The following is a 26,867-nucleotide window of genomic DNA, read 5'->3' as shown; positions in this document are numbered from 1 at the left end:
GACGGTTTCGTACGTGAAGACGGTCCGAACCATTGTCATGGCTACCTGGGGGTCCTACGCTCACACGGTCTCACTCGTGAACCTAGTTCACGTACATGACTAACGGCTGCTTCCTGTCTGATCGGAGTGCTCGATGAGTGGAAGATCCCGCACGGCCGTCGTCCTGACGGCACTGGCGGCCATCGGGGCCGTCCTCGTCCCCTCCGCCCATGCGACCGCGAGGGCCCCGAAAGCCCCGAAGGCACCCGACACCGCCGTGCTCGACGGTGCTCGCCTCCAGCGGACCAAGGCTGACCTCGACCACGGCGACCCCCGACTCCGGCGCGCCGTCAAGGACTTGACCACCCGCGCCGACGCCTGGCTGGGCCAGGGTCCCTGGACGGTCGTCGACAAACCGAAGCCCGCGCCCGGCGGCGACGTCCACGACTACCTGAGCCAGGCCCCCTACTGGTGGCCCACCACCACACCCACCGCCGACAATCCCTGGGGCTGCCCCTACGTCCAGCGCGACGGCCGGCGCAATCCCGAGGTCGACACCGGCACCGACCGCCAGGACGCGGAGAAGGTCTTCGACTCGACCTACGACCTCTCCCTGGCCTGGTACTACACGGGCAAGCGGCAGTACGCCGAGAAAGCCGGACAGGTCCTGCGCACCTGGTTCCTCGACCCGGCGACCCGGATGAACCCGAACCTCGACCACGCCCAGTTCATCCCGTGCAAGTACGACGGCCGGGCCATCGGCATCATCGACTTCTCCCAGTCGTACACGAGCGTGGTCGACGCCCTCGCGATCCTCGCCACCGGCGCACCCGGCTGGAGCGCCGACGACCGCGCCGGGATGCGCAGCTGGAACACGGACTTCCGTGACTGGCTGAAGAACAGCGCCTTCGGCAAGGAGGAGGGCGCCGCCGTCAACAACCACGGCACCTTCTACGACATGCAGCTCGCCGCCCTCGCCTACGCGACCGGCGACAAGGCACTGGCGAAGAAGACCGTGCTGGACGCGCGGGCCAGACGGATCGACCCGCAGATCGCGGCCGACGGAAGCCAACCGCAGGAGCTGACCCGGACCAGGAGCTGGCACTACTCGACCTTCGACCTGGTCGCCTACACCCGGCTGGCGGCCATCGGCCGGCATGTCGGGGTGAACCTCTGGACCTACCGGGGGCCGGACGGACAGAGCCTGTTCAAGGCCGTGGACTATTTGCTGCCCGCAGCGACCGGGGCCACCGCGTGGCCCCATCCGGAACTGGAGTTCTACCGCTACGCGGCGTCCGACGTCGTCCACGCGGCCGCAGACGCCGGCGACAAGGCGGCCCAGCAGGCGGTGCCCCGGCTGGAGGCCCCGCCCGGTGGTGACCTCTGGGCACTGCGGCCGGCCCCCGAGCAGCTGGACTCGATCGCGGGCTGAGGCCGCCGGTGGGGCTCCTGAGCGCCCGCTTAGACTGGCGTCAGCTGAAGGTCAGCGCAATGTCAGCAACGCCAGGAGCCCCACCCGTGACCGCCGAAGCCCCGACCGCCCCCGCCCTGTCCTACGGCCGGCTGATCCCCGTCACCGTCCACTTCGACGACCTGGACGCGCTCGGGCTGCTCCACAACGCCCGCTACCCGGTGATGGTCGAGCGGGCCTGGGCCGAGTTCTGGCAGGGGCACGGCTTTGCCTTCGAGGGCGACTGGACCGCGGCCGAGGACGCCTGCAACGCGGTCAAGGAACTCCGGATCGGCTACGAGGCGCCGGTCACCCGGCCGGGCGCCTACGCAGTCCACCTGTGGCTGGAACGGCTCGGCAACACCGGCCTGACCTACGGCTTCCGGTTCTGCTCGGCGGACGGCGCGACCACCTACGCGCACGGCACCCGGGTCCTGGTCCGGCTGGACGCGGCCACCCTGCGCCCCGCCCCCTGGAGCGAGCGGTTCAGGGCCGCGGGCCGGGAACTGCTGCGGCCGGCGGACTGACCTCCGCCCGCACTGCGCGCTCCCCGGGCCGCAGCACACCCGCGAACGCCACCAGGCCGCAGGTGAGCACCGTGACCACGCCGAACGACACCACCAGGCTGGTCGCCTGGGCCACCCCGCCGATCAGGCTGGGCGCGATCAGCCCCGAGGTGTAGGTGATCGTCGCCACGCCGGCTATGGCCTGACTGGGGTTCGGCCCGGCATGCCCGGCCGCCGCGAAGCACAGCGGTACGACGACCGCGATGCCGAGGCCCATCAGCGCGAACCCGGTCATCGCCACCGCCGGATGCCCGGCGAGGACGATCAGCAGCCCGCCGAGCGCGGCCAACACGCCCCCGGCGCGCACCGTACGGACCGTGCCGAAGCGGTTCACCACCGCGTCCCCGCTGATCCGGGCGACCGCCATGGTCAGCATGAACCCCGTGGTGGTGGCCGCCGCGAGCCCGGCCGAACTGTCCATCCGGTCCCGCAGGAACACCGCCGACCAGTCCAGGCTCGCCCCCTCCGCGAACACCGCGCAGAAGCCGACCGTGCCGATCAGCAGCGCCGACCGGGGCGGCAGCGCGAACCGCGGCGGCGGCTCCTCGTCCTCGGCGGGCTGCACGTCCAGCACCCATCCGGCCGCCAGCACACCGAGCACGGCGAGGGCGGCGGCGGCCAGCGCGAAGTGCAGCCGGGCGTCCGAGCCGAGGTGTGCGGCGAGGGTGCCCGCCGCCGAGCCGATCAGGGCGCCCGCGCTCCACATGCCGTGCAGCCCCGACATGACCGACCTGCCGAGCAGCCGCTCGACCTCCACGCCGAGCGCGTTCATCGCGACGTCGGCCATGCCCGCGCTGGCGCCGTACACGAACATCGCCAGGCAGAGGGTGTACAGGTTCGGCGCGAGGGACGGCAGGACCAGCGAGAGCGTCCACATCGCGATCAGTCCGCGCAGCGCCGTACGGCTGCCGAAGCGGTGGCTGATCCGGCCCGCCAGCGGCATCGAGCACGAGGCGCCGAACGCGGTGAAGGCGAGCGCGAAGCCGAGCTGGCCGGCGCTCAGGCCGGCATGGTCCTGGATCCAGGGCACCCGGGTCGCGAACGAGCCGGTGACGGCACCGTGCACGGTGAACACGGCCGCCACGGCGTACCGCGCGCGCTTCACCTCGTGCTGCTCGTAGTCCACGTCTTTCATGGCTTTCATGGTCCTGCCCCTCCCCGGGCGGGTGCCGCCCCGCTGTCGCGCCGTAAACTATCAGGGACCCTGCCTGATAGATAGGGAGCGATGTGGCCGTCCTGGGCCGCGTCGATCTGGGAGGATGCCCGTCATGCCCGCATCACCGAGCACCGCCCGGGCCATCAACGACCGGCTCGCGCTGACCCTGCTCCAGCAGCAAGGCCCGCTCACGGCAGGGCAGTTGAAACAGCTGACCGGGCTGTCCCGGCCGACCGTCGCCGACCTCGTGGAACGGCTCACCGCGTCCGGCCTGATCACCGTGGTCGGCGAGTCCGGCGAACAGCGCCGGGGACCGAACGCGCGGCTGTACGGCATCGTCGCCGACGGCGCCTGTCTGGCCGCCGTCGACGTCCGCACCGAGAGCGTCTCGGTGCTGGTGTCCGACCTGGTGGGGCGGGTGCTGGCCGAAGGGTCGGTGCCGGTCGGGCCGGAGGCGGGACAGGCGGCCGCGGGGGCGGCGGCGGCCGTCGAGCAGGCGGTGGAACTGGTCGAGCGGACGGCCAAGGAGGCGGGTGCCGCCGGCGGCGGGCGGCTGCACACCGTCGGCATCGGGGCCCCCGGGCTCATCGACCCGGCGAGCGGCGAACTCCGCGACACGGCAGGCCTGCCGGCCTGGCACCGCCGGCTGGTCGCCACCCTCCAGGAGCGGTTTCCGGAGGCCCGGGTCAGTGTCGAGAACGAGACCAATCTGGCCGCCCTCGCCGAGCAGCAGGAGGGCGTCGCCCGCGACCGCGACACCTTCGTCCTGCTCTGGCTGGGGCACAGCTGCGGCGCCGCCGTCGTCCTGGACGGCAGCCTGCGCCGGGGCGCCTCCGGCGGCACCGGCGAGATCGGCTTCCTGCCGGTACCGGGCACGCTCGCACTGCCGTCGGCGACGGACTGCGCGGGCGGCTACCACTCGCTGGTGGGGGCGACCCCGATCGCCGAACTGGCCGAGGAGTACGGGCTGGACCCGGCCGGGTCGGCGGACCCCGAGCCCGCGGCCGCGCGGTTGGTGGGGGAGGCGGTCCGGCTCAGGGAAGCGCCCCGAAGGGGCGCCGGGAACTGCGCGAGCAGCCACGACGGTCCCGCAGACGGCTGCCGACCCGGTCCGGCAGCCCCTGCGCTCTTCCTCGACGCCCTGGCCGACCGCATCGCCGTAGGTGTCGCGGCAGTCGTCGCCATCCTGGACCCGGGGTGCGTGGTCCTCGGCGGCGAGATCGGCTCGGCCGGCGGCGCCGCGCTCGCCGCACGGGTCGAGGAGCGGCTGCGCCGGATGTCCCCGCTGGCCACGGAGGTGCGGGCGAGTGCCCTCGGCGGCGGGGCGGTGCTGCGCGGAGCGCTGCTGACGGCACGGGAGCGCGCGCAGGACGAACTGTTCGCGCCGCGGGACCGCTGACCCGACCGCTGGGTGGACGACCCGGCGACGGGCAAGGGCCGTCGTCACCGCCGCCGGGCTCGCACGAACGATAAATGGACTAGACCAGTAGGGTCAATAGTCGCGGATCAAGTCAAGATGCCTGGTCTGAGGGGCCGTTGAGTGCGGGTCGGACATATGACGGTCCGTCAGGGGAGTCCAGCGGTATGGCCTGTGAGGCAGCCCACATGGCTCCCTTGTCTGGATCACCTCCGGGCGTGGCACACTGGCCGTGTACCAGAAGCAGCGCACTCCGGGGTCGGTGAAACTCCGAACCGGCGGTTACAGTCCGCGACCCGTCCGCTTCCAGCGGCCGGTTGACCAGGTGAAATTCCTGGACCGACGGTTAAAGTCCGGATGGGAGGCAGTGCGCGGCGGGCGAGCATGTACCTGTGCGCGCCGCCGTATCTGGTCTCGTCCGTCACGGGCGGGGCCTTGTCGGCGTCGCTCCCGGTGTGCTCTTCCGTCCTTTCTGTCGTTCGTCGACAGGCCCCGGAGTCCGTGCCCCGTTGAGGCAGGAGGACCCGGGAAGTGTTCACCGGAATCGTCGAAGAGCTGGGTGAGATCACCGCCGTCGAGAACCTCGGCGACGCCTCCCGTTTCCGGCTCCGTGGCCCCGTAGTGACCGAGGGCGCACAGCACGGCGACTCCATCGCCGTGAACGGGGTCTGTCTGACCGTCGTGGAGCACGAGGGCGACGAGTTCACCGCGGACGTCATGCAGGAGACCCTCAAGCGCTCCTCCCTCGGCGCGCTGGACGTCGGCTCCCGGGTCAACCTGGAGCGCCCCACCGCCGTCGGCTCCCGGCTCGGCGGCCACATCGTGCAGGGCCATGTCGACGGCACCGGTCAGGTGTTGTCCCGGACCCCCTCCGAGAACTGGGAGATCGTCAAGGTCTCCCTCCCCGCCGACCTCGCCCGCTATGTCGTCGAGAAGGGCTCCATCACCGTCGACGGCATCAGCCTCACGGTCGTCGAGGTGGGCTCCGACTACTTCACCGTCAGCCTCATCCCGACCACCCTCGACCTGACCACGCTCGGCCGCAAGCAGCCCGGCGACCCGGTCAACCTCGAGGTCGACATCGTCGCCAAGTACGTGGAGCGGCTGCTCGCGAACACGCAGGGAGCAGGCCGGTGAACTGGCTGAACTCCGAGGCCTTCGTCATGTTCGGCCAGCACATCCTCTGGTCGGACATGATCGGCAACATCCTCGGCCTGGCCGCCCTGGCCCTCGGCTGGCGCCGCAACCTGTGGAGCTGGCCGGTCCAGTTCGCCTCCGGCCTGATCCTCTTCGGCGCCTTCTACGGCCACCTCACCGGCAGCGCCGGCAAGCAGGCCGTCGTCATGGTCGTCGCGCTGTACGGCTGGTGGCAGTGGAACCGCGACAAGGGCCGGGCCGAGGACGGCGGTGACGGCCACATCGTGCCCCGCTTCGCCAGCTGGCGGGAGCGCGGCGCGATGGTCGCCGCCGCGGCCGTCGGCACCGTCGCCGTCGCCCTGCTCTTCAAGGCCTACCCGTCCCTGTCCTGGGACCCCTGGCCGGACGCCTACATCTTCGTCGGCACCGTCGTCGCCATGTACGCCCAGGCCCGCGGCATGGTCGAGTTCTGGATCGCCTGGCTCCTGGTCGACCTGGTCGGAGTCCCCCTCAACTTCGCCAACGGCTACGCCTTCTCCGGCTTCGTCTACGTCATCTACGGCGCGCTCGTCCTGTGGGGCATGCGCGACTGGTGGCTGCGCTCCCGCCAGGGCTCGCGGCCCGCTCTGGAAGGGGCACCCGCATGACCGCCCACCCGTCGCCCGCCACCACCCCGAACGAGGCGCTTCGCGCCGTCCCTCTTGTCCCACCGATTCTCTACCGCACCGACGGCGTCGAGGACCTCACCCTCGACCCGGTCGAGCAGGCCATCGCCGACATCGCGGCCGGCCGCCCGATCGTGGTCGTCGACGACGAGGACCGCGAGAACGAGGGCGACCTCGTCATCGCCGCCGAGAAGGTCACCCCCGAGATCGTCGCCTTCATGATGAGCGAGTGCCGCGGTCTGATCTGCGCCCCCATGGAGGGCGAGGAGCTGGACCGGCTCCAGCTGCCGCAGATGGTCGGCGACAACACGGAGTCCATGAAGACCGCGTTCACCGTCTCCGTGGACGCCTCCGCCGCGCACGGCGTCACCACCGGCATCTCCGCCGCCGACCGCGCCACCACGCTCCAACTGCTGGCGAGCGGCGGCGCCGAGGCGACGGACTTCGTCCGGCCCGGCCACGTCTTCCCGCTGCGCGCCCGGCCCGGCGGTGTCCTGACCCGTAACGGCCACACCGAGGCCGCCGTCGACCTGGCCCGGCTCGCGGGTCTGCGCCCGGCCGGCGCCATCGTGGAGATCGCCGGCGAGGACGGCCGGATGCTCCGCGTCCCCGAGCTGATCCCGTTCGCCCGCAAGCACGGACTGACGATCATCTCCATCGCGGACCTGATCACCTACCGGCGCTCCGCCGAGCCCACCGTGCGCCGCGAGGCCGAGGTCAACCTGCCCACCAAGCACGGGACTTTCACGGCGTACGGCTACCGTTCCAGCACCGACGGCGTCGAGCACGTCGCCCTCGTCCACGGCGAGATCGGCGACGGCGAGGACGTCCTGGTCCGGGTCCACTCCGAGTGCCTCACCGGAGACGTCTTCGGCTCCGCCCGCTGCGACTGCGGCCCCCAGCTCGACGCCGCCCTGGAGCGCATCCAGGACGAGGGCCGCGGTGTCGTCGTCTACCTGCGCGGACACGAGGGTCGGGGCATCGGGCTGCTGTCCAAGCTGCGCGCTTACGAACTCCAGGAGCGCGGCCGCGACACCCTCGACGCCAACCTGGAACTCGGCCTGCCCGCCGACGCCCGCGACTACGCCGCCGGTGCCCAGATCCTCACCGACCTCGGCGTCCGCGGTGTCCGGCTGATGACCAACAACCCCGACAAGACCGACGCGCTGCTCAGCCATGGCCTCAAGGTCACCGGCCGGGAGCCGATGCCCGTACAGGCGGGCGAGCACAACCTCCGCTACCTGCGCACCAAGCGGGATCGGATGGGCCACGACCTGCCCTGGCTGGACACCCCCGCCGTGTCCGGCTGCGGCAACCAGTAAGAAACAGCACTGAGGAGAGACGTGAGCGGCAAGGGTGCACCGGAGTTGTCCGTACGCAATGTCAGCGATCTGCGGGTCGCCGTCATCGCGGCCCAGTGGCACGAGAAGGTGATGGACGGTCTGGTGGACGGCGCCCTGCGCGCCCTGCGCGACCTGGGGATCGACGAGCCGACCCTGCTGCGGGTCCCCGGCAGCTGGGAGCTCCCCGTCGCCGCCAAGGCCCTCGCCGGCCGCGGCTACGACGCGGTGGTCGCCCTCGGTGTCGTCATCCGCGGCGGCACCCCCCACTTCGAGTACGTGTGCCAGGGCGTCACCCAGGGCCTCACCCAGGTCTCCGTCGAGACCGGCGTCCCGGTCGGCTTCGGCCTGCTCACCTGCGACAACGAGGAGCAGGCCCTGGACCGGGCCGGCCTGGAGGGCTCCAACGAGGACAAGGGCCACGAGGCGGTGACGGCGGCGGTGGCGACGGCGGCCACCCTCCGCTCAGTATCTGAACCCTGGCACTGAGCGACGCGGCGTTTGGCGTAGTCTGGCGCTCACCATGTCCAACAAGACTTTCGAGGAGCTCTTCACCGAGCTCCAGCACAAGGCCGCCCACGGCGACCCCGCCACGTCCCGCACCGCCGAGCTGGTCGGGAAGGGGGTCCATGCCATCGGCAAGAAGGTCGTCGAGGAGGCCGCCGAGGTCTGGATGGCCGCCGAGTACGAGGGCAAGGAAGCGGCCGCCGAGGAGATCTCGCAGCTGCTCTACCACATCCAGGTGATGATGGTCGCCCGCGGAATCTCGCTGGACGACGTCTACGCCCACCTGTAGAACCCTTTCCGACAAACGCCCTTTTTCAAGCGAAGGAAGCCGACCTCATGCTGCGCATCGCCGTCCCCAACAAGGGTTCCCTCTCAGGACCTGCGGCGGACATGCTGCATGAGGCCGGCTACCGGCAGCGCAGGGAGTCCAAGGAACTCCGCATCGTCGACCCCGTCAACGACGTCGAGTTCTTCTACCTGCGCCCCCGGGACATCGCGATCTACGTCTCCTCCGGCCGCCTCGACATCGGCATCACCGGCCGTGACCTGCTCGTCGACTCCGGCGCCCACGCCGAGGAGATCCTGCCGCTCGGCTTCGCCCGCTCCACCTTCCGCTTCGCCTCCAGGCCCGGCGCGGCCGACGGCCTGGCGGACCTGAAGGGCAAGACGGTCGCCACCTCCTACGAGGGCATCGTCGCCAAGCACCTCGCCGACAGCGGTGTCGACGCCTCCGTCGTCCACCTCGACGGTGCCGTCGAGACGGCCATCGAACTCGGTGTCGCCGAGGTCATCGCCGACGTCGTCGAGACCGGCACCTCGCTGCGCAACGCCGGCCTGGAGGTCTTCGGCGAGCCGATCATGACCTCCGAGGCGATCGTCATCCGCCGGGCCGGCGCCGACGCCGAGGACGCTGCCGAGCCGAAGGTCCAGCAGTTCCTGCGCCGCCTCCAGGGCGTCCTGGTCGCCCGGACGTACGTGATGATGGACTACGACTGCCGGGTCGAGCAGCTGGAGAAGGCCGTCGCGCTCACCCCCGGCCTGGAGTCCCCGACCGTCTCCCCGCTGCACAACGAGGGCTGGGTCGCCGTCCGCGCCATGGTCCCCACCAAGGACGCGCAGCGGATCATGGACGATCTGTACGACATCGGCGCCCGCGCCATCCTGACCACGGCCATCCACGCCTGCCGCCTCTGAAACGCCCCCGAGAGATGTCCGAGCTTCCTTCCCTTCCCGTCACCTTCCGGCCGGGCCACACCCGCGTGATCCTGCTCACCGCGGGCGTCGCCATCTTCGCCACCATCTCCGGGGTCGCGCTGCTCCTCGAACAACTCGGCCCGGGGGAGCAGCTCAGCTTCGTCATCACCGGCGCGCTGATCTTCTGGGCGCTGGCCCAGCTGGCCCGGGTGAAGGTGGTCGCCGACGAGTCCGGGGTCACCGTCGTGAACATCGCCAGCAAGAGGCGTCTGGACTGGGCGGAGATCCTCCAGGTGAACCTCCGACCGGGTGACCCGTGGGTGTTCCTGAACCTCAGCGACGGCACCAGCCTGCCCGCGCTCGGCATCCAGCCGGGCATCGCCAAGCAGCGCGCGATCGCCGACGCCAAGGCCCTGCGGGCCCTCGCCGAGGCGCACGCGATCCACGACCCCGAGCAGCACCAGGGCTGAAATCACGCAACTTCGGGGCCACCTCGGGGTCGTCCACCCTGCCGCAGTGGGCCCTGTCTTGATTAATCTGTTGGCGGAGGCTTTTTCACGTCCCGCCTCCGCCCCTGTCGCGCGCCCGGCGCACAGGGGTTCCTGCTACCCGAGGAGTGACCCTCTCCGGCGATGGACGGATCGTCCTGTAGTACCTGCGCCGCCCCCTCCCGACATACCGCGGACCCCCGATTCGGGGTCCGCGACGAATCGGAGGCGGCGGCATCATGACCACCCCCCTGCTGCTCCTGGCGGCCGCGTTCCTGCTCATCCTCGCCAACGGCTTCTTCGTGGCCGCCGAGTTCGGCCTGGTGACCGTGGAGCGACCCGAAGCCGAGAAGGCCGCCGCCGACGGCGACAAGCGCGCCGGTACGGTCGTGGAGTCGCTGAAGGAACTGTCCTTCCAGCTCTCCGGCACCCAGCTCGGCATCACCATCACCTCCCTGGTCGTCGGCATGCTCGCCGAACCGGCACTGGCCGAGCTGCTGCGCGGCCCGTTCACCGCGATCGGCCTCCCCGAGGGCGCCGTCTCCGGTATCTCGGTCGTCGTCGGCATGCTGCTCGCCTCGGCGATCCAGATGGTGATCGGCGAACTCGTGCCCAAGAACTGGGCGGTCTCCAAGCCGCTCCAGGTCGCGCGCTTCGTCGCCGGTCCGCAGGCCCGCTTCTCGCGCCTGTTCCGCCCGGTCATCGCCGCGCTGAACACGGTCGCCAACCGGCTCGTCCGCGCCCTCGGCGTCGAACCCGCCGAGGAGCTGGCCTCCGCCCGCACCCCGGGCGAGCTGGTCTCGCTGGCCCGGCACTCCGCCCAGGCCGGCGCCCTGGAGCAGGACACGGCCGACCTGTTCGTCCGCACCCTGTCTCTGGGCGAGCTGACCGCGCAGCACGTCATGACCCCCCGAGTGAAGGTCAGCGCGCTCCAGGACTCGGCGACCGCCGAGGACGTGGTCAACCTCACCCGGGCCACCGGTCTGTCCCGCTTCCCGGTCTACCGGGAGAAGATCGACGAGATCGTCGGCATGGCCCACCTCAAGGACGCCCTGGCGGTCCCGGTCCGCGACCGGCTGCGCACCCCCGTCGGCCGCATCGCCCGCAAGGCGCTACTCGTTCCCGAGAGCCTTCCGGTCCAGCCGCTGCTCGCCCGGCTCCGCTCCGAGCAGCCCATCGCGGTCGTCGTCGACGAGTACGGCGGTACGGCCGGGGTGGTCACCCTGGAGGACATCGTCGAGGAACTCGTCGGCGAGGTCCGCGACGAGCACGACAGCCCGGACGCACCGGAACTCGCGGCGGTCCCGTCGCAGGACGGCAAGCCCGCCTGGGACGTCGACGGCAGTGTCCGCGTCGACATCCTCCAGCGGATAGGACTCGACGTGCCCGAGGGCCCCTACGAGACGGTCGCCGGCCTGGTCGCCGACCTCCTCGGCCGGATCCCGGCGCCCGGGGACCGCGCCGAGCTGCCCGGCTGGCGGCTGTCGGTCCGCCGGGTCGGCCACTACCGCGCCGAGCGGGTCCGCCTGGTCCGCACCGCCCCCGCCGTCGCGGAGGCCGTCCGATGAGCGTCCTCCAACTGGTCTTCGCCGCCCTGCTGGTGCTCACCAACGGCTTCTTCGTGGGCGCGGAGTTCGCGCTGGTCTCGGTCCGCCGCAGCCAGATCGAACCGCTGGGCACGGCCCGGGCACGCCAGGTCCTCTACGGCCTGGAACGCCTCCCGCAGATGATGGCCGCGGCCCAGTTCGGCATCACCGTCTGCTCGCTGACGCTGGGGGCGGTGGCCGAGCCGACCGTGGCGCATCTGCTGGAGCCGGTGTTCGAGGCGGTACACCTGCCCGAGGGCGTGATCCACCCGCTGGGCTATGTGATCGCGCTGGCCGGAGTCGTCTTCTGCCACCTCGTCATCGGCGAGATGGTGCCGAAGAACCTGGCGATGGCGGCGCCCGAGAAGGCGGCGCTGTGGCTGAGCCCCGGCCTGGTGGCGTTCGCCCGCGTGTGCCGGCCGATCACGGTCGCCCTGGGCGCCTGTGCCCAGGGCATCCTGAAGCTGTTCCGGGTGGAGCCGAAGGACGAGGTCGAGGCCGTCGTCACCAGCGAACAGCTCAACCGGCTCCTTGAGGACTCCGGTCAGGCGGGCCTCCTCGACCCCGAGGAGCAGGAGCGGCTGGAGGACGCGCTGGAACTGGGCTCCCGCCCGGTGACGGACGTACTCCTGCGCCGCGAGTCCCTGATCACGGTCCCCCCGTCGGTCACCCCGGGCCAGATCGTGGAACTCACCGCCCGCACCGGGTACTCACGGTTCCCGGTCGCCGCCGAGTCCGGTGCCTTCATGGGCTACGTGCATGTGAAGGACGTGCTCGACCTGGAGGACTCGGACCGTGCGGTGCCGCAGCAGGTATGGCGCCCGATGACGACCCTGCGGGCCGAGCTGCCCCTCGACGACGCGCTCACGGTGATGCGCCGGGCGGCGACCCACCTGGCCCAGGTGGCCGACGCGAACGGCCGGGTGCTGGGGCTTGCGGCGCTGGAGGACGTCCTGGAGCTGCTGGTCGGCGAGGTGACGGACCCGGCGCACCGGGACCGGCCGACGCCGCCGCGGGCGCCGGAGCCGAGGGCGAGCGGGGAGCCGGAGGAGGCCATGGCCGGGTGAGGTCGTAGTTCGGCTGCGGGTGCGTGGGGGCTGGTCGCGCCCACGCGGCGGAGCCGCACATCGGCTCAGCCCCGCGCCCCCGACGAGGCGCTGCCCACAGCCGCCCAGCTGCGGGCAGGCGCGCCTCCCCCAGCGCCTGGAGGGCTTGGGAGGCACCCGGGCGACACGGGTGGGCGATGAAGGCCCCCCGCTCGAGCGGAGCCGAGAGTGGGGGAGGCACCCGGCAAGCGCCGGTAGGCGACACCCCCGCCGCCAGCCCTACATCCCGGCCGCCGGATCCTGCGGTCCCCGCCCCGACAGCACCTCCCCGTACGCCTGCATCAGGTCCGGCAGCCGTAACGTGGCCAGATCGTCCCGCGACAGCGCCCCGGGATACACCGACAACCGCAGATCCCGGTACGCGCAGCTCTTCTCGTACAGGGTCCGCAGAAACCGTCCGTTGCCCAGCTCGTCGATCCACCCCTGGTCGACCACGTGCCCGGCGATCGACCGTAGCTCCTCCAACGCCTCCTCGTCCCAGGCGTCACCGTTCTCCGCGGCCAGCACCTCGCCGATCGAGGTCAGTTCGAGGGGACGGTAGGAGGGAAAGTCCACGCGGCTCGTGAAGCGGGAGGAGAGCCCGGGGTTGGCGGCCAGCAGCCGGTCCATGCCCTCCGGGTAGCCGGCCAGGATCACCACCAGGTGGTCGCGGTTGTCCTCGGCCCGCTTCAGGAGCACCTGCAACGCCTCGTCGCCGTACGCGTCCCCCTTGCCGTAGCCGGAGTTGGAGAGCGAGTACGCCTCGTCCACGAACAGCACCCCGCCGATCGCGGAGTCGATCAGCTCGTTCGCCTTCACGGCGGTCTGGCCCAGGTACTCACCGACCAGGTCGGCCCGTTGTGCCTCCACCAGGTGGTCGCCGCCCAGCAGCCCCAGCGCGTAGAAGACCCGGCCCAGGATGCGGGCGACCGTGGTCTTCCCGGTGCCCGACGGTCCGGAGAAGACGAAGTGGCGTTTCGGCGGCTGTACCGGCAGCCCCTGCCCGGCCCGCAACCGGGCCATGTTCAGCTGCGCCGACAGCGCCTTGACCTGCCGCTTCACAGGCTCAAGGCCGACCATGCGCTCCAGCTCGGCCAGCGCCTCCTCGAGCAACGCGGGGTCGGTCGGCCCGGCCGGCAGCGGAGGCGAGGGTACGACCTTCTCGCGCACCGCCGGATCGACCACCGACGGCATCGCCCCGGCCGCCGGCTCGGACTCCCCGAACCGCAGATCACGGCCCTCCGTGCCGAAGAGCGGGTCGAGCATGTCCGGCCCGTCCACGACGTCCTGCCCGGCGCCGGTGAGCGTGATCGCGGCGAGGTCGGCACTGTCGTCGTACCCGTCGCCCTCGGAGATCGCGGCCAGCCGTGCCGAGGTGTCCATGAACGCGGGGTCGACCCGGTGCACGGCCCGGTACAGCGGAAGCGCGGCGGCGCTGCGCCCGGTGCCCTCGTGCGCCCGCGCCAGCCAGTAGCGCAGCTCCTTGCGCTGCGGCTGCTCGCTGCGGCAGCGCATCAGCGCCGCCGAGAGCAGCGGTTCGGCCTGGCCGTACATTTCTAGGCGGACCCGGGCCATGCCGCCGAAGAGCCCCGCCTCGATGCCGAGCATGGCGTCGTCGAGGAGCGGGTCGGTGTGCCGTACCAGCTGCTCCCAGTCCTTGACCAGGTAGGCCCGGCAGGCGTGCAGGAAGCGGACCTGGGGGTCGGCGTCCACGGGCGGCAGCCCGGCGAGCGCCCGGTCGAGTTCCGGGACGTGCCGGCCGTCCAGCCAGTGCGAGGCGTGGGCGAGCAGGAGATCGCGCGGGTTCTCGAGGACCGGCTGCACCCACCAGCCCAGCCAGTACCAGGAGTTGAGCGCCCGTCGGTGCCGGGCGCGCTGTTCGCCGAAGCGGTCCCGGTGCCGGAACATTCTGAGCAGCGCGGTCGTTGTGTCGACGCGCAGCGCGTGCAGCCCGAGCCAGGCGTCGGCCATCCCGGGATCCATCCGTACCGCGGCGCGGAACTCCTCCTCCGCCTGCGGATAGGCGCCCATCGTGTAGGCGTCCACGCCTCGCAGCCAGGCGAGGTCGGCCGGGGCCTCGGGGCCCTGCGTGCCGAAATCCATCACGTCCCCCACAAACCGTGCCCCCGTGGTTGGCCCCCGGGCTCCCCCCGATGGCCGCCGTTGGTCGAACCGCTGTGCCGCGGACCGGAGTTGCAGATGCGCGAAGCAGCCGTTCGAAGGTCGCACCGAGGGCATCGTACCTGCGGTTCCACCGCCCGCCGAAGGGTGCCGCACAGGCCGTTTGGCGAGGTGGGAGCAGATCGGGCGGGCGCCGCTCGGTGACCGAGGGTGAGCACGGAAGCGCACGCGGCGCACACAAAAGGGGTAAAGGGCAGAACGAAGCCCCCGATCACGGGGGAACAACCGGGGGCTTCGCGTCTGTGGGGCGGCTCCCAAGGGCCGCACATTCAGAACGTAAGTCCTGTACGGCCCTTGGGTCAAGCTGAGTTGAGGTACTGAGGCAACTTCTTCGAGGCCCCTCTTCACAAGTTCAGCACACTGCCGACGGTCCCTCACGGTGGGTGACCGTCTGGTCCGGTCCAACGGTTTTCACGGGTCCCGGAAGTACCTCGTACCCCTTCTGTGACTGTGTCACCAGAAGGTCGGCGTACGGTCTTGAGGGGTCCTCGGCGAAATGCGCGCGTTCCGATCGGACCCATTCGACCCAGAAGTCCCCCTGTTCCGTGCCGTCCCGCAGTCTGCCCCGGGTCCAGGACTCCTCCCGTGGCACCTCCATCCACAGCAGCCGCGCCAGGAACGGGCGCAGCGCCCGCCGACCGGCGCCGACGCCCTCGAGGAGGATCACCGGGGCCGGCGGCAGCGGGCGGGGCGGGCCGAAGGCGCGGGCGCGCCAGTCGTAGGGCGCGTAGTGGGCGGTCTCGCCGCGGCCGAGCGGCTCGATCACCTGGGTCAGCAGCCGGTCTGTCCAGGCGAACAACTCGTCGTGGCTGGCGATGTCGTCGAGGTGCAGCACCGGCGCCCCGCCCAGCGCGGTGGCCAACTGCCCGGCGAAGGTGGTCTTTCCGGAGCCGGCGTGCCCGTCGACGCCGACGAGACGGACCGGGCCGCAGGAGGGCGGCAGGCCCTGGAGCGCGGAGGCGAGACGGTGAATGACGATTCCCGAGGTGTGCTGAGGTGTGGTGTGGTGTCGCGTGGTGTGGGGTGTTTTCCGGAAACATTCTAGTAGTGCGGCGCATAGCGGGCGTTTACCACCCCGGAAAAGTAGCGGCTTGAACTAACTTCGGGCCGTTTTCCGGCGACCCCGCTAATATTTCCGACCGGCTGACCGATATGTCGAAATCGGGCGTTCCCGGTGCGCCCGCCGCTGAGTAGGGTGCTTTCTGTGCGACCGCGACACGTCGAACGGGGATGGACAGGGGAAGATGGCCGCGGAGTTATTCGAGGGGCAGTACGTATGGCATCCGGCGGCCGATGACCGCTCGCTCGCGAGCGTGTGCGTGGATGTGCGCGCGGGGAGATATCGCAGCGCCCGCGAGGCCCTGGCCGAGACGCGCACCGACTTCGCCCTGCGCGCCCACCGCTCCCTGGTCCTGGCCTCCGAGGCGGCCGGCACCGATCTGGTGGAGCGCTGGCTGGCCGAGGAGCCGAGCCCCGAGTCCGCGCTGATGTGGGCCCGGGTGGCCGTACAGCGGGCGATCCGGGCGGCAGACGCCCGCGACGCGCGCGCCGAGGCGCTGGAGCGGATCGCCCTCGCCGCCTGCGACCGGGCCTCCGTCACCAACCCCGCCGACCCCACCCCCTGGGCCGCCAAGCTGGCCATGGCACGGCTGCACCGCCCGCACGACCCGGCCCCCGGCGGCCTGCTGACCTCGCCGCCCGGCCCCTGGCGGCTGTTCGCGCACACCCTCGCCCTCGACCCCTGGCACCGTGAGGCCCACCACCGCTTCCTGTCCTTCTTCTTCACCCGCTACGGCGGCTCGGTCAACGCCGCCTGGGACGTCGCCGCCTTCCTCGCCCAGCGGGCCCCCGCGGACTCGGCGATACGGCTGTTGCCCCTGGTCGCGCTGGTGGAGAGCCACAACCCCACCCAGCTGCTCGCCGAGCGGGTCTGGGAGCAGCCGCAGTGGCGCGCCACCGCGCTGTCGATCTACCACAACTGGCTGCCCACGGTGGCCGGATACCGCTTCACCCCGGTGCTCGACCTGGCCTACCTCGCGCACGCGCTGGTCATGGCCCAGCGTGAGTTCGAGGCCCGGGCGGTCTTCACGGCCATGGGGCGGTACGCCTCACGCATGCCCTGGAGCGTCTTCGGCGAGCCCGTCGAGCAGCTCTCCCGGGCCCGCCGCGCCTGCGGCCTGCCCGTCCCCTCGTAGCGAGACCCTCACAGAGAGAAAGGCCGGCAAGTGTCAGAACGCACAGCGGACCCCGTCACCCGCGACGACGACGACGCGACCCTGCACGCGATGGGTTATCCGCGGAAACTCACCCGCCGATTCCAGGCGTTCGACAATTTCGCGATATCCTTCACCATCATCAATATCCTCTCGGGTATTTTCTCGTCCTTCGGATTCGGTATGAACGCGGGCGGCCCCCGCATTCTCGTATTCGGCTGGATCGGCGTCTGCGTGATGGTGCTGTGCATCGGCGCCGCCATGGCGGAAGTCGCCTCCGCCTATCCGACGAGCGGCGCGCTGTATTTCTCCGCGGGCAAGCTCGCCAAGCGGCACAAGGGCGCCTGGTCCTGGTACACGGGGTGGCTGAACTTCGTGGGGCAGATCGGCGGCACGGCGGCCACCGGATACGCGGCCGCCACCTTCATCCAGGCCTTCATCGCCCTGCAGTGGCCCTCGTACACCCCGACCGCCCATCAGACGGTTCTGATCACGGCCCTGATCATCGTGGTGCAGGGGCTCGCCAACACCTACACCGTGCAGCTCGTCGCCCTGCTGAACCGGATTTCCGTGTGGTGGCTGCTGGTCGGACTCGTGGTGATCGTGAGTACCCTGACCGTGATGCCGGCCCACCACCAGTCGGCGACCTTCGTGACGCATTTCGTGAACAACACCGGCTTCACCAACGGCCTTTACGGCGGCATGCTCGGCCTGCTCGTCACCAGCTGGACCTTCACCGGCTTCGACGGCAGCTTCCACATGTCCGAGGAAACGGTCCGGGCGACGGTGAACGCCCCCAGGGGGATCATCCGCTCGATCGGCTATTCGGCGATCACGGGCCTCGTCCTGATGCTCGCGCTGGTGTACAGCATCGGCGACTACGACAAGGTGGCGCGCTCTTCCGCGCCGCCCGTCCAGATTCTCATCGACGGACTCGGCATGGGCTGGGCCAAGGCGATGCTGCTCGTCGTCATCGGCGCCATGCTCTTCTGCGGCCTCGCCAACCTCACCAGCAACACCCGGCAGATCTTCGCCTTCTCCCGTGACGGCGCCATGCCCGGCTCCCGCCTGTGGCACTCGGTCTCGCCGCGGACCCGCACGCCCGTCAAGGCCGTATGGCTGGCGGTGGCCTGTTCCGTGGCCCTGGTCGTGCCGGGCTGGTGGTCGCACACGGCGTTCACCGCGATCGTCAGCGTCAACGTGGTCGGACTGTTCCTCGCCTACGCCGTGCCGGTGTTCCTGCGGCTGCGCCTCGGCGACGAGTTCCAGCCGGGGCCCTGGAACCTGGGCCGGTGGAGCAGGCCGGTCGGCTGGCTGGCGGTGACCTGGATCCTGCTGAGCAGTGTCCTGTTCATGCTGCCGCAGGCCTCACCGATCACCGTCGACACCTTCAACTACGCGCCGATCGCCCTGGCCGTCGTCCTTGCCGTGGCCACGGCCTGGTGGTTCGCCACCGCCCGCCGCCGCTTCCAGGGCCCGGTCAGTTACGGCCGCCCCGACGAGGTCGCCGCGATGGACCTCATCTGACGGCGGTGAAGGAGGCCCCGGCGAAGAGCGCCGGGGCCCTTTCAGTGGACAAGACCAATATTGGTGGGCGTGGCATGGGCGGAAGTGCTGGCAGGGGCATGCAGCCTGCTCCATAGTTGGCGCACAGTCCCGTACCGGACCAGCAGCTCCGTGCCCACCTGGGGGTCTTCCACCCATGAGCAGAGCCGAACAGCCGTCCCGCAGAACAGTCCTGGCCGTCGCCGCCTCCGTCGCGGCGGCCGCCGTGGCCCAGGGAGTGGTCCCGGCGGTCCCCGCGGCCGCGGCGCCGGAGACCGACACCGAGGACACCGGCCGGGCCCAGACCCGTCCCGTCGACTACCGCTCATGGACCACCTACGGCGACTGGGAGACCGGCACCGCCAAGGGCGTCGTGGCGGTCGCCGGGAAGCGCCCCGGGGCGGTCATCGGCACCCCGGCCGGCACCACCTCCTACACCGACCCCCACACCGGCACCACCGCCGGCTGGGAGTACGGCACCTGGACCGGCCCGGTGCACCGGCTCACCGTGCCCGCCACCGAGACCATCGCCTCCTGGAACGCGGACACCCCGGCCGGCACCTGGATCCAGGTCGAACTGCACGGCACCTACTCCGACGGCACCGCGACCCCCTGGTACGTGATGGGCCGCTGGGCGGCCGGCGACCAGGACATCAGACGCACCTCGGTGGACGGCCAGGCCGACGGCAAGAGCAGCATCTGGACGGACACCTTCGCCATCGACGACGCCACCACCGGCCTGCGGCTCGCCTCGTACCAGCTGCGCCTGACCCTCTACCGCAAGCCCGGCACCAAGCTCACCCCGACCGTCTGGCGGGTCGGCGCCATGGGCTCGGACATCCCGGACCGCTTCACCGTCCCGGCCTCCACCCCGGGCCTGGCCCGGGAGCTGAAGGTCCCGCGCTACTCGCAGGAGATCCACAAGGGCCAGTACCCCGAGTACGACAACGGCGGCGAGGCCTGGTGCAGCCCGACCTCCTCGCAGATGATCGTCGAGTACTGGGGCGGCCGGCCCACCCCCGCGCAACTGGCCTGGGTCGACCCGTCATACACCGATCCCCAGATCTGCCTCGCGGCCCGATACACCTACGACTACCAGTACGCGGGCTGCGGCAACTGGCCGTTCAACGCCGCCTACGCGGCCACCTACAAGGACATCCAGGGCGTGATAACGCGACTCGGCTCGCTCACCGACCTGGAGACGCTGATCGCGGCCGGAATCCCGGCCATAACGTCCCAGTCGTTCCTGGAGAGCGAACTGACGGGTGCCGGTTACGGCACCTCCGGGCACCTCATGACGGTGATCGGCTTCACCGCGGACGGCGACGTGATCGCCAACGACCCGTTCTCGGCCGACGACGCCGCGGTCCGCCGGGTCTATCCACGGCGGGAGTTCGAGAACGTCTGGCTGCGCACCAAGCGGTACAACGCCAGTGGCAAGGTCGTCTCCGGCACCGGAGGCGTCTGCTACCTGTACTTCCCCGCCTGCCCGACCACGAGCCAGCTCAAGGCGCTCGCGGCGGTGGGCGTGCGCTGACCGGGTACGACAGCGGCCCCCGTAGGGACCGGGGGCCGCTCTCCTGTGACCAAGCTCTCCGCCGCAAAAGCCGCAATCGGTGGCATGGTGGACGGCATGACCACGCACTCCGCCACCGCCGCCCGCGCTCGCACCGGCGGCCCCAAGGACGACGGCCCGAAGGCCCTGGAACACGTGATGGGCTGGACCCTTGTCGTGGTCATCGCCATGCTGGTGACCCAACTCGGACTGCTGTGACCTGACCCACTAGCCGACCTGGCATACTGCGGATGTCCCGCAGCCCGCTGAGACCAGGGTCTAAATTGAATATTAGTCAACAAGGTGCCGCCGCCCGTCCCCGGGCGCGCGGCACTGAGCGCTCCGTGGCCCGGCGTGCCGAACTCATCGCCATCGGGCGGAAGTTGTTCGCCGACACCTCGTACGACGCGCTCTCCATGGACGACATCGCCAGGCAGGCGCATGTCGCCAAAGGGCTGATCTACTACTACTTCCAGTCCAAGCGCGGCTACTACCTGGCGATCATCCAGGACTCCGTCGCCGACCTGGTCACCTACGCGGCGAGCGGCCTGGATCTGCCTCAGGTGGACCGCGTCCACCGCACCATCGACAGCTATCTGCGCTACGCCGAGCACCACCAGGCCGCGTACCGCACGATCGTCAGCGGCGGCGTCGGCTTCGACACCGAGGTGCACTCCATCCGGGACGGGGTGCGCGAGGCGATCGTCGCGACCATCGCCGAAGGCGCCTACGGCCGCGCCGACATCGCCCCGCTCGCCAGGATGGGCCTGCTCTCCTGGCTGTGCAGCGTGGAGGGCGCCACCCTCGCCTGGATCGCAAACTCCGAACTCTCCCGCGACACCATGCGCGACCTGCTGGTCAAGACACTCGGCGGCACCATGCGCGCGATCGAGGAACTGGACCCCGCCTATCGTGCCCCGGCCCCGGCCCGCCGGGACGCCTGACACGTGCAAGGGGCGGAGGTCTCGTGGAACCCCCGCCCCAAGCCCCCCGTGACCGGGGTCAGTTGATGGCCTTGATCAGCTCACCGCCCGAGGTGTCGCCGCTCAGCTCCCAGAAGAACGTGCCTCCCAGGCCCTGCTGGTTCTTGTAGGTCATCTTGGTCGCGATGGTCGCCGGGGTGTCGTAACTCCACCAGTTGCTCCCGCACTTGGCGTACGCCGTGCCGGCCACCGTGCCGGTCGCCGGGCACTTGGTCTTGAGCACCTTGTAGTCGTCGATGCCCTGCTCGTACGTCCCCGCCGCCGGGCCGGTCGCCGTGCCGCCGGGGGTCGCCTGGGTGACGCCGGTCCAGCCGCGGCCGTAGAAGCCGATGCCGAGCAGCAGTTTGGCCGCCGGGATGCCGAGGCCCCTGAGCTTGGCGATGGTCGCCGAGGTGTAGTAGTTCGCCGTCGGGATGCCGGAGTAGGAGTTCAGAGGTGAGTGCGGGGCCGTCGGACCGGTCGTGGCCCAGGCGCCGAAGTAGTCGTACGTCATCGGGTTGTACCAGTCGACGTACTGCGCCGCGCCCGCGTAGTCCGCCGCGTCGATCTTGCCGCCACTGGTCGCGTCGGCGGTGATCGCGGCGGTGACCAGCGCACCGCTCCCGAACTTCGAGCGCAGGGCCGCCATCACGTTCTTGAACGCGTCCCGGCCGCTGGTGTCACAGGTGTTGCCGCAGGCGTTCGGGTACTCCCAGTCGATGTCGATGCCGTCGAAGACACCCGCCCACTTGGAGTTCTTCACCAGGTCGTAGCAGGACTGGGCGAAGGCGGCCGGGTTCCTGGCGGCCTCGCCGAAGCCGCTCGACCAGGTCCAGCCGCCGAAGGACCAGAGGATCTTGAGGTTCGGGTGCTTCTTCTTCAGCTTCAGCAGCTGGTTGAAGTTGCCGCGCAGCGGCTGGTCCCAGGTGTCCGCGACCCCGTCCACCGACTCGGCGGCGGTGTAGGCGCGGTCGGTCGCCGCGTACGAGTCACCCATCGCGCACTTGCCGCCGGTGACATTGCCGAAGGCGTAGTTGATGTGGGTGAGCTTCGCGGCCGAGCCGGAGGTCTCGACGTTCTTGACCAGGTACTTCCGGTCGTAGGTACCCCATTCCGTGAAGTAGCCGACGACCTTGGAGCCGGCCTGCACCTGGGGAGTGGACGGGGCGGACGGGGCGGACGGGGCCGCCGCGGACGCCGTGCCCGCGCCGGCCAGCAGCCCGGCGCCGAGGACGGCGCAACAGGCCGCGGAGAGCAGCGCCCGGAACCGGGAGCGGTGAGAGGTGTGCATCGGGTGTCTCCTCCTGGGGGAGAGGGGAACGCGCGCCGATTGGCATGAACGCGGTAAAGCGTTGGTCATGAACCTTAGGAGGACTAGACCAGTCGGGTCAATGGTTCGGACCAATTTCGGGGCGGTCGGGTGTTGACCTGGAATTCGAGAAGTAAGCGGTCGTTAACTGGTGACGGAAGGTCCCCGATCGGGCATACTCACTGCGCAGCCCCTGGTCAGCAGCTTCCGTAACCCGGAACGCCCACCTCGGCCGCACTCGAACGACAGGCGGAGCCGCCCCTACCCGACGGGCTGTGACCGCCCGGGCCCGACAGGGAGGAGAGCGACGCCATGTCCGACCGCGACCCGCAGCCGGTGGAGCGTCAACTGCCCACGGAAGAAGCGAGGGACCTGATCTCGCTCGTCCGGGAGATCGCACAGCGCGAGATCGCGCCGCAGGCGGCCGAGCAGGAGGACGCCGGACGCTTCCCGCGCGAGGTCTTCACCCTGCTCTCCACATCAGGCCTGCTCGGCCTGCCGTACGACTCCGAGTACGGCGGCGGCGACCAGCCCTACGAGGTCTACCTCCAGGTCCTGGAGGAGCTGGCCGCGGCCCGGCTCACCGTCGGTCTCGGTGTCAGCGTGCACACCCTCGCGAGCTACGCGCTCGCCGCCTACGGCACCAAGCAGCAGCAGGTCGAGCACCTGTCCGCGATACTCGGCGGCGGCCTGCTCGGCGCCTACTGCCTGTCCGAGCCGGCCTCCGGCTCCGACGCGGCCTCCCTGCGCACGAAGGCGGTCAGGGACGGTGACGACTGGGTGATCAACGGCACCAAGGCCTGGATCACGCACGGCGGCATCGCCGACTTCTACACCGTCATGGCCCGCACGGGCGGGGAGGGCTCGCACGGGATCACCGCCTTCCTGGTCCCCGGTGACGCCGAGGGCCTGAGCGGCGGGGTTCCCGAGAAGAAGATGGGCATGAAGGGCTCGCCCACCGCCCAGGTCCACTTCGACGACGTCCGGGTCCCCGACGAACGGCGGCTCGGCGACGAGGGCCAGGGCTTCGCCATCGCCCTGTCCGCACTGGACTCCGGCCGGCTCGGCATCGCCGCCTGCGCCATCGGGCTCGCCCAGGCGGCTCTGGACGAAGCGGTCGCCTATGCCACCGGACGGCGGCAGTTCGGCCACGCCATCTCCGACTTCCAGGGCCTGCGCTTCATGATCGCCGACATGGCCACCCAGATCGAGGCCGGCCGGGCCCTCTATCTCGCGGCGGCCCGGCTGCGCGACGCGGGCCGGCCGTTCGCCAAGCAGGCCGCCATGGCCAAGCTGCACTGCACCGACACCGCGATGAAGGTGACCACCGACGCCGTCCAGATACTCGGCGGCTACGGCTACACCGCGGACTTCCCGGTCGAGCGCTACATGCGCGAGGCCAAGGTCCTGCAGATCGTCGAGGGCACCAACCAGATCCAGCGGATGGTCATCGCCCGTCATGTGGCGGGACCGGAAAGTCGCTGAACTGCCCGCGTGAGACCGTCGGAGCCGCCAGCCTGACCCACTCCGGGTCATGACGGCCCGGCAGGGTGCGGCCCCGGTCGGCCCAGGTCCGCATCAGATCGCGGTAGATCGGCGGATCCTGCGGCGCGGGAGGCGGGGCCGATGCCGCGGGCGGGGGCACGAAGATACGGCGCTGACGGCCGAGGGCGGTGTAGGTGGTCGTCATGCCCGGCCAACGCGGGGGCGGCCGCCCTGGTCACCGATGCCCCGAATCGCGCGTGAGTTCGTGGACGTCCCCTCCCGGATCTGGCCTCCCCCTGTTTTCTGACGTACCGTCAGCCGGACCGTCTCCAGCCTCCGGGGAGGCCCGCCATGGCCGACGACCGTCCCGTACCGCTCGACGAGTACCCGGTGCACCAGGTCCCGCTCTCCATGAAGCACGTCGCCACCGGGGACCGGAACGCCTACGACCGCTGCATCTTCCACGTCTTCGACCACAGCGGCCGCGCCCTGCTCATCCTCGGCCTCGGCGTCTACCCGAACCTCGGAGTGATCGACGCCTACGCCACCCTGCGCACCGGGGACGTCCTGCACGCGGTACGCGCCTCGGACGCCCTCGGCGACGACCGGACGCGGCTGGAGGTCGGCCCGCTGCGCATCGAGGTCGAGGAGCCGCTCCGGCGCTTCCGCCTGACCTGCGACGACGACGCGCTCTCCGGCGACCTCACCTGGACCGCCGGCTTCCCGGCCCTGTGGGAGCCGCACCACCTGCAACGCCGGGGCGACCGGCTGACCTTGGAGGGCCGCAGGTTCGTGCAGGCCGGGGGAGTGTCCGGGGTGATCCGGGCGGGCGGCGAGGAGTTCCGCGTCGACCCCGCCGGCTGGACCGGCACCCGGGACCGCAGCTGGGGCGTCCGCCCGGTACCCGGGGAGGAGGGCGGGCGGCTCGCCGAGGAGAACCCGACCGAGGGCTTCCACTGGATCTGGTGCCCGGTCCGCTTCGAGGACCGCTTCCTGATGGTCGTCACCCAGGAGGACGCCGACGGCTACCGCACCCTGAACGACGCCACCCTGGTCCGGCCCGGCCACCGTGACCGTCAACTCGGCTGGCCCCGGGCCGAGATCGGCTACCGCTCCGGCACCCGCCACCCGGAGCGCGCCGTCGTCCACCTCGGCGATCCGCGCGGGCCCCAGGAACTGGAGGTGGAGATCCTCGCCTCCTCACCGCTCGCGCTCGGCGCCGGCTACCCACCGGCGGACGACTGGCAGCACGGCACCTGGCAGGGCCACGCCTGGGTGGACCGCCGTACCTACGACATGACCGCGCCCCACCCCCGCGCGGCTTGCGCAGCTGTGGCCGAGCGAGCCCGGCCCACCGGTCCTCAACTGGGGCGACGCACGCATCGGGAACGTCGTCTACGACGGCTTCGACCCCGTCGCCGTCCTCGACTGGGAGATGGCGGCACCGGCCCCGCGCGAGGTGGACCTCGGCTGGACCATCTATCTGCACCGCTTCTTCCAGGACCTCACGGTCGCCTCCGGACAGCCGGGACTGCCCGGGTTCCTGCGCCGCGACCGCGTCGAGGCCCGCTACGCCCGGCTGACCGGCCACACCCCGCGGGACATGGACTTCCACACCCTGTACGCCGCCCTGCGGCACGCGATCGTCATGCTGCGCATCGCCTATCGGCAGGTGTACTTCGGTGAGGTCGCCGTCCCGGCGGATCCGGACACACTGATCCTGCACCACGGCAGTCTGCGCGCCATGGTGCAGGGCAGCTACTGGGATGCGGTGCGGTGACTCAGGCGGCCTGACGGCCGATGTCACTGCCGCCGAGGCGCATCGCCGGTACGCGCATCGGGCGCGAGCCGGGGCCGCCGACGTGCGAGAAGGGCTGCGTCCGCCAGTTCAGACCCTGCGGGAGGGTGAGCAGGAGGGCGGTGTCCTGCTCCTGCGGCTCGACCGACTCGTCCGCGGACGGGGCCTCGGCCGCGGCACGGCCCGTACCGGCACAGACCGTCAGACCGAACGGGTTCCACGGCGAGGCGCACAGCGCGTGCTCCGGCAGGAACTCCTCGTCCGCCAGCAGGGCGATGGGCTGCGCACAGTCCGGGCAGACCACCCGGTACATCTCGAAAGTGTCGTACGCGTCCAGGTCCTCGGCCTCGTAGAGGTCGGGTTCGACGCCCTCCGGCTCGGGCTCGACAACCAACTCAGGGCGCTTGGGCGTGGTACGACCAGGGCGCTTAAGACTCTGCATGGGTAACTCCCCCTCGGGCTGGGCCGTGACGGCACTGCGGCCTCGACCACAGCAAGCACTTCCCGTCCGGTCTCGGCGGTAATCACGAGAGCATCACGGAGCCTGCCCGGGAGCTGTGTCGTTCGTCACATGCCGCCCGCAGGTGCCCGGTGCGGTGTTTTTGTCCCTCGGCAGGCTCACCACCTGCACCCCGTGACATCACGAACCGGCCATGACCTGCGTCGCCGAGGTATCCCAGGAGATCAGCCGCACTGTAGCTTTTGCGCCATGGAGGAGCTGGACCGTCAAATCGTGCAGCTGCTCGTCAAGGACGGGCGGATGAGCTACACCGACCTGGGCAAGGCCACGGGCCTTTCCACGTCGGCCGTGCACCAGCGGGTGCGTCGGCTGGAACAGCGCGGCGTCATCCGCGGCTATGCCGCGGTCGTCGACCCGGAGGCCATCGGGCTGCCCATGACGGCGTTCATCTCGGTCAAACCCTTCGACCCCAGCGCCCCCGACGACATCGCGGACCGGCTGGCCGGCGTCCCCGAGATCGAGGCGTGCCACAGCGTGGCGGGCGACGAGAACTACATCCTCAAGGTGCGGGTGGCGACCCCGCACGAGCTGGAGGAACTGCTGGCCCGGCTGCGCGGCCTGGCGGGGGTGTCGACGCGGACGACGGTGGTGCTGTCCACGCCTTACGAGGCGCGGCCGCCGAAGATCTGAGCGCAGCGGACGGTGCGCTGTGGGGCTGTCGGTGTCGTGTCGGCTGCGGGTGATTCGTGGCTGGCCGCGCCCACGCGGCGGAGCCGCATATCGGATAAA

The 26,867-nt window shown here is 70.8% G+C and carries 24 protein-coding genes, 2 pseudogenes and 1 riboswitch; of the genes and pseudogenes, 21 read left to right on the top strand and 5 right to left on the bottom strand.

Annotation, left to right across the window (positions count from 1 at the left end; translation table 11 throughout):
• Positions 1–133 precede the first annotated feature (133 nt).
• Both AB0N16_RS13960 and AB0N16_RS13955 read left to right on the top strand, forming a co-directional pair.
• Positions 134–1,411: an alginate lyase family protein gene (locus tag AB0N16_RS13960; RefSeq protein ID WP_365796338.1), complete on the top strand. Its 1,278-nt coding sequence runs from the start codon at positions 134–136 to the stop codon at positions 1,409–1,411.
• Positions 1,412–1,497: 86 nt separating this feature from the next.
• Complete coding sequence (locus AB0N16_RS13955) at positions 1,498–1,956, top strand: thioesterase family protein (protein ID WP_365796336.1); 459 nt, start codon at positions 1,498–1,500, stop codon at positions 1,954–1,956.
• Here AB0N16_RS13955 and AB0N16_RS13950 read toward each other — a convergent pair.
• Positions 1,916–3,130: an MFS transporter gene (locus tag AB0N16_RS13950; RefSeq protein WP_365797109.1), complete on the bottom strand. Its 1,215-nt coding sequence runs from the start codon at positions 3,128–3,130 to the stop codon at positions 1,916–1,918. The genes AB0N16_RS13955 and AB0N16_RS13950 overlap by 41 nt on opposite strands.
• Positions 3,131–3,263: 133 nt before the next feature.
• Here AB0N16_RS13950 and AB0N16_RS13945 point away from each other — a divergent pair, with 133 nt between their 5' ends.
• The 10 genes from AB0N16_RS13945 (at position 3,264) to AB0N16_RS13900 (ending at position 12,552) form a co-directional block, all read left to right on the top strand.
• A complete protein-coding gene (locus tag AB0N16_RS13945; protein ID WP_365796334.1) occupies positions 3,264–4,550 on the top strand; it encodes an ROK family transcriptional regulator in 1,287 nt (428 codons plus the stop codon).
• A gap of 262 nt (positions 4,551–4,812) precedes the next feature.
• Positions 4,813–4,943, top strand: a riboswitch (FMN riboswitch).
• Positions 4,944–5,099: 156 nt separating this feature from the next.
• Positions 5,100–5,705, top strand: coding sequence for a riboflavin synthase (locus tag AB0N16_RS13940; protein WP_365796332.1), 606 nt, complete (start codon positions 5,100–5,102; stop codon positions 5,703–5,705).
• Positions 5,702–6,352 (top strand): nicotinamide riboside transporter PnuC, encoded by a 651-nt coding sequence (pnuC, locus tag AB0N16_RS13935; protein WP_365796330.1) that lies wholly within the window; start codon positions 5,702–5,704, stop codon positions 6,350–6,352. The genes AB0N16_RS13940 and pnuC overlap by 4 nt, the downstream gene beginning before the upstream one ends.
• Positions 6,349–7,692 carry a bifunctional 3,4-dihydroxy-2-butanone-4-phosphate synthase/GTP cyclohydrolase II gene (locus AB0N16_RS13930; RefSeq protein ID WP_365796328.1) on the top strand — a complete coding sequence of 448 codons (1,344 nt, stop codon included), beginning with the start codon at positions 6,349–6,351 and terminating at the stop codon, positions 7,690–7,692. Before pnuC ends, AB0N16_RS13930 begins: the two co-directional genes overlap by 4 nt.
• A 21-nt stretch (positions 7,693–7,713) precedes the next feature.
• The gene (gene ribH, locus AB0N16_RS13925) at positions 7,714–8,199 is read left to right on the top strand and encodes a 6,7-dimethyl-8-ribityllumazine synthase (RefSeq protein ID WP_351707026.1); all 486 of its coding nucleotides are present in this window, start codon (positions 7,714–7,716) and stop codon (positions 8,197–8,199) included.
• Positions 8,200–8,233: 34 nt separating this feature from the next.
• Positions 8,234–8,506: a phosphoribosyl-ATP diphosphatase gene (locus tag AB0N16_RS13920; RefSeq protein WP_365796326.1), complete on the top strand. Its 273-nt coding sequence runs from the start codon at positions 8,234–8,236 to the stop codon at positions 8,504–8,506.
• Positions 8,507–8,553: 47 nt separating this feature from the next.
• Positions 8,554–9,411, top strand: a complete 858-nt coding sequence (gene hisG, locus AB0N16_RS13915; RefSeq protein ID WP_365796324.1) for an ATP phosphoribosyltransferase — start codon at positions 8,554–8,556, stop codon at positions 9,409–9,411.
• Between the two features lie 14 nt (positions 9,412–9,425).
• Complete coding sequence (locus tag AB0N16_RS13910; protein WP_365796322.1) at positions 9,426–9,881, top strand: PH domain-containing protein; 456 nt, start codon at positions 9,426–9,428, stop codon at positions 9,879–9,881.
• Positions 9,882–10,138: 257 nt separating this feature from the next.
• Positions 10,139–11,467 (top strand): hemolysin family protein, encoded by a 1,329-nt coding sequence (locus AB0N16_RS13905; RefSeq protein ID WP_365796320.1) that lies wholly within the window; start codon positions 10,139–10,141, stop codon positions 11,465–11,467.
• Positions 11,464–12,552 carry a hemolysin family protein gene (locus tag AB0N16_RS13900; RefSeq protein WP_365796318.1) on the top strand — a complete coding sequence of 363 codons (1,089 nt, stop codon included), beginning with the start codon at positions 11,464–11,466 and terminating at the stop codon, positions 12,550–12,552. Before AB0N16_RS13905 ends, AB0N16_RS13900 begins: the two co-directional genes overlap by 4 nt.
• 258 nt (positions 12,553–12,810) lie before the next feature.
• Here the strand turns inward: AB0N16_RS13900 and AB0N16_RS13895 are convergent, their stop codons facing one another.
• Together AB0N16_RS13895 and AB0N16_RS13890 are read right to left on the bottom strand one after the other, a co-directional pair.
• A complete protein-coding gene (locus AB0N16_RS13895; RefSeq protein WP_365796316.1) occupies positions 12,811–14,673 on the bottom strand; it encodes an AAA family ATPase in 1,863 nt (620 codons plus the stop codon).
• Between the two features lie 430 nt (positions 14,674–15,103).
• Positions 15,104–15,724 carry a hypothetical protein gene (locus AB0N16_RS13890; RefSeq protein ID WP_365797107.1) on the bottom strand — a complete coding sequence of 207 codons (621 nt, stop codon included), beginning with the start codon at positions 15,722–15,724 and terminating at the stop codon, positions 15,104–15,106.
• Positions 15,725–15,995: 271 nt separating this feature from the next.
• On the opposite strand from AB0N16_RS13890, the gene AB0N16_RS13885 reads away from it, so the two are divergent.
• From AB0N16_RS13885 to AB0N16_RS13865, 5 genes are all read left to right on the top strand, one after another.
• Positions 15,996–16,946 carry a hypothetical protein gene (locus AB0N16_RS13885; RefSeq protein ID WP_365796314.1) on the top strand — a complete coding sequence of 317 codons (951 nt, stop codon included), beginning with the start codon at positions 15,996–15,998 and terminating at the stop codon, positions 16,944–16,946.
• Positions 16,947–17,036: 90 nt separating this feature from the next.
• Entirely contained in the window at positions 17,037–18,491 is a 1,455-nt protein-coding gene (locus tag AB0N16_RS13880) for an amino acid permease (RefSeq protein WP_365797106.1), read from the top strand.
• A gap of 175 nt (positions 18,492–18,666) precedes the next feature.
• Positions 18,667–20,046, top strand: a complete 1,380-nt coding sequence (locus tag AB0N16_RS13875) for a peptidase C39 family protein (RefSeq protein ID WP_365796312.1) — start codon at positions 18,667–18,669, stop codon at positions 20,044–20,046.
• Between the two features lie 96 nt (positions 20,047–20,142).
• Complete coding sequence (locus AB0N16_RS13870; RefSeq protein ID WP_365796310.1) at positions 20,143–20,283, top strand: SCO1431 family membrane protein; 141 nt, start codon at positions 20,143–20,145, stop codon at positions 20,281–20,283.
• 65 nt (positions 20,284–20,348) lie between these two features.
• The gene (locus AB0N16_RS13865; protein WP_365796308.1) at positions 20,349–21,008 is read left to right on the top strand and encodes a TetR/AcrR family transcriptional regulator; all 660 of its coding nucleotides are present in this window, start codon (positions 20,349–20,351) and stop codon (positions 21,006–21,008) included.
• 58 nt (positions 21,009–21,066) lie between these two features.
• Here AB0N16_RS13865 and AB0N16_RS13860 read toward each other — a convergent pair whose 3' ends face one another.
• On the bottom strand, positions 21,067–22,317 hold the full coding sequence (locus tag AB0N16_RS13860; protein ID WP_365796306.1) for a glycoside hydrolase family 18 protein: 1,251 nt from the start codon (positions 22,315–22,317) through the stop codon (positions 21,067–21,069).
• A 330-nt stretch (positions 22,318–22,647) separates the two neighbouring features.
• On the opposite strand from AB0N16_RS13860, the gene AB0N16_RS13855 reads away from it, so the two are divergent.
• The 3 genes and pseudogenes from AB0N16_RS13855 to AB0N16_RS13845 all read left to right on the top strand — a co-directional run.
• On the top strand, positions 22,648–23,820 hold the full coding sequence (locus tag AB0N16_RS13855) for an acyl-CoA dehydrogenase family protein (protein WP_365796304.1): 1,173 nt from the start codon (positions 22,648–22,650) through the stop codon (positions 23,818–23,820).
• 351 nt (positions 23,821–24,171) lie between these two features.
• Positions 24,172–25,143: pseudogene (locus AB0N16_RS13850) on the top strand (hypothetical protein); the annotation flags it as partial.
• Positions 25,139–25,600: pseudogene (locus tag AB0N16_RS13845) on the top strand (phosphotransferase); the annotation flags it as partial. The pseudogenes AB0N16_RS13850 and AB0N16_RS13845, both read left to right, overlap by 5 nt.
• Before the next feature lies 1 nt (position 25,601).
• Here the strand turns inward: AB0N16_RS13845 and AB0N16_RS13840 are convergent.
• Complete coding sequence (locus AB0N16_RS13840; protein WP_365796302.1) at positions 25,602–26,060, bottom strand: hypothetical protein; 459 nt, start codon at positions 26,058–26,060, stop codon at positions 25,602–25,604.
• A gap of 267 nt (positions 26,061–26,327) precedes the next feature.
• Between AB0N16_RS13840 and AB0N16_RS13835 the strand changes: the two genes are divergently transcribed.
• The gene (locus AB0N16_RS13835) at positions 26,328–26,768 is read left to right on the top strand and encodes an Lrp/AsnC family transcriptional regulator (protein WP_365796300.1); all 441 of its coding nucleotides are present in this window, start codon (positions 26,328–26,330) and stop codon (positions 26,766–26,768) included.
• The last annotated feature ends 99 nt before the right edge of the window (positions 26,769–26,867 follow it).

Origin of the sequence: Streptomyces sp. NPDC051105, assembly GCF_040682795.1 — a bacterium.
In the GTDB taxonomy this organism is placed as follows: Bacteria; Actinomycetota; Actinomycetes; order Streptomycetales; family Streptomycetaceae; genus Streptomyces.
This window is presented reverse-complemented; position numbering and strand designations above follow the sequence as displayed.

What these genes read in the sequence shown, in the direction of transcription:
- AB0N16_RS13855 (WP_365796304.1), top strand. Translation starts at nt 22,648, where the DNA reads ATGTCCGACCGCGACCCGCAGCCGGTGGAGCGTCAACTGCCCACGGAA.
- AB0N16_RS13920 (WP_365796326.1), top strand. Translation starts at nt 8,234, where the DNA reads ATGTCCAACAAGACTTTCGAGGAGCTCTTCACCGAGCTCCAGCACAAG.
- AB0N16_RS13880 (WP_365797106.1), top strand. Translation starts at nt 17,037, where the DNA reads ATGGGTTATCCGCGGAAACTCACCCGCCGATTCCAGGCGTTCGACAAT.
- AB0N16_RS13900 (WP_365796318.1), top strand. Translation starts at nt 11,464, where the DNA reads ATGAGCGTCCTCCAACTGGTCTTCGCCGCCCTGCTGGTGCTCACCAAC.
- AB0N16_RS13885 (WP_365796314.1), top strand. Translation starts at nt 15,996, where the DNA reads ATGGCCGCGGAGTTATTCGAGGGGCAGTACGTATGGCATCCGGCGGCC.
- AB0N16_RS13875 (WP_365796312.1), top strand. Translation starts at nt 18,667, where the DNA reads ATGAGCAGAGCCGAACAGCCGTCCCGCAGAACAGTCCTGGCCGTCGCC.
- hisG (WP_365796324.1), top strand. Translation starts at nt 8,554, where the DNA reads ATGCTGCGCATCGCCGTCCCCAACAAGGGTTCCCTCTCAGGACCTGCG.
- AB0N16_RS13835 (WP_365796300.1), top strand. Translation starts at nt 26,328, where the DNA reads ATGGAGGAGCTGGACCGTCAAATCGTGCAGCTGCTCGTCAAGGACGGG.
- AB0N16_RS13930 (WP_365796328.1), top strand. Translation starts at nt 6,349, where the DNA reads ATGACCGCCCACCCGTCGCCCGCCACCACCCCGAACGAGGCGCTTCGC.
- AB0N16_RS13870 (WP_365796310.1), top strand. Translation starts at nt 20,143, where the DNA reads ATGACCACGCACTCCGCCACCGCCGCCCGCGCTCGCACCGGCGGCCCC.
- AB0N16_RS13895 (WP_365796316.1), bottom strand. Translation starts at nt 14,673, where the DNA reads ATGGATTTCGGCACGCAGGGCCCCGAGGCCCCGGCCGACCTCGCCTGG.
- AB0N16_RS13950 (WP_365797109.1), bottom strand. Translation starts at nt 3,130, where the DNA reads ATGAAAGACGTGGACTACGAGCAGCACGAGGTGAAGCGCGCGCGGTAC.
- AB0N16_RS13910 (WP_365796322.1), top strand. Translation starts at nt 9,426, where the DNA reads ATGTCCGAGCTTCCTTCCCTTCCCGTCACCTTCCGGCCGGGCCACACC.
- AB0N16_RS13960 (WP_365796338.1), top strand. Translation starts at nt 134, where the DNA reads ATGAGTGGAAGATCCCGCACGGCCGTCGTCCTGACGGCACTGGCGGCC.
- AB0N16_RS13945 (WP_365796334.1), top strand. Translation starts at nt 3,264, where the DNA reads ATGCCCGCATCACCGAGCACCGCCCGGGCCATCAACGACCGGCTCGCG.
- AB0N16_RS13905 (WP_365796320.1), top strand. Translation starts at nt 10,139, where the DNA reads ATGACCACCCCCCTGCTGCTCCTGGCGGCCGCGTTCCTGCTCATCCTC.
- AB0N16_RS13840 (WP_365796302.1), bottom strand. Translation starts at nt 26,060, where the DNA reads ATGCAGAGTCTTAAGCGCCCTGGTCGTACCACGCCCAAGCGCCCTGAG.
- AB0N16_RS13860 (WP_365796306.1), bottom strand. Translation starts at nt 22,317, where the DNA reads ATGCACACCTCTCACCGCTCCCGGTTCCGGGCGCTGCTCTCCGCGGCC.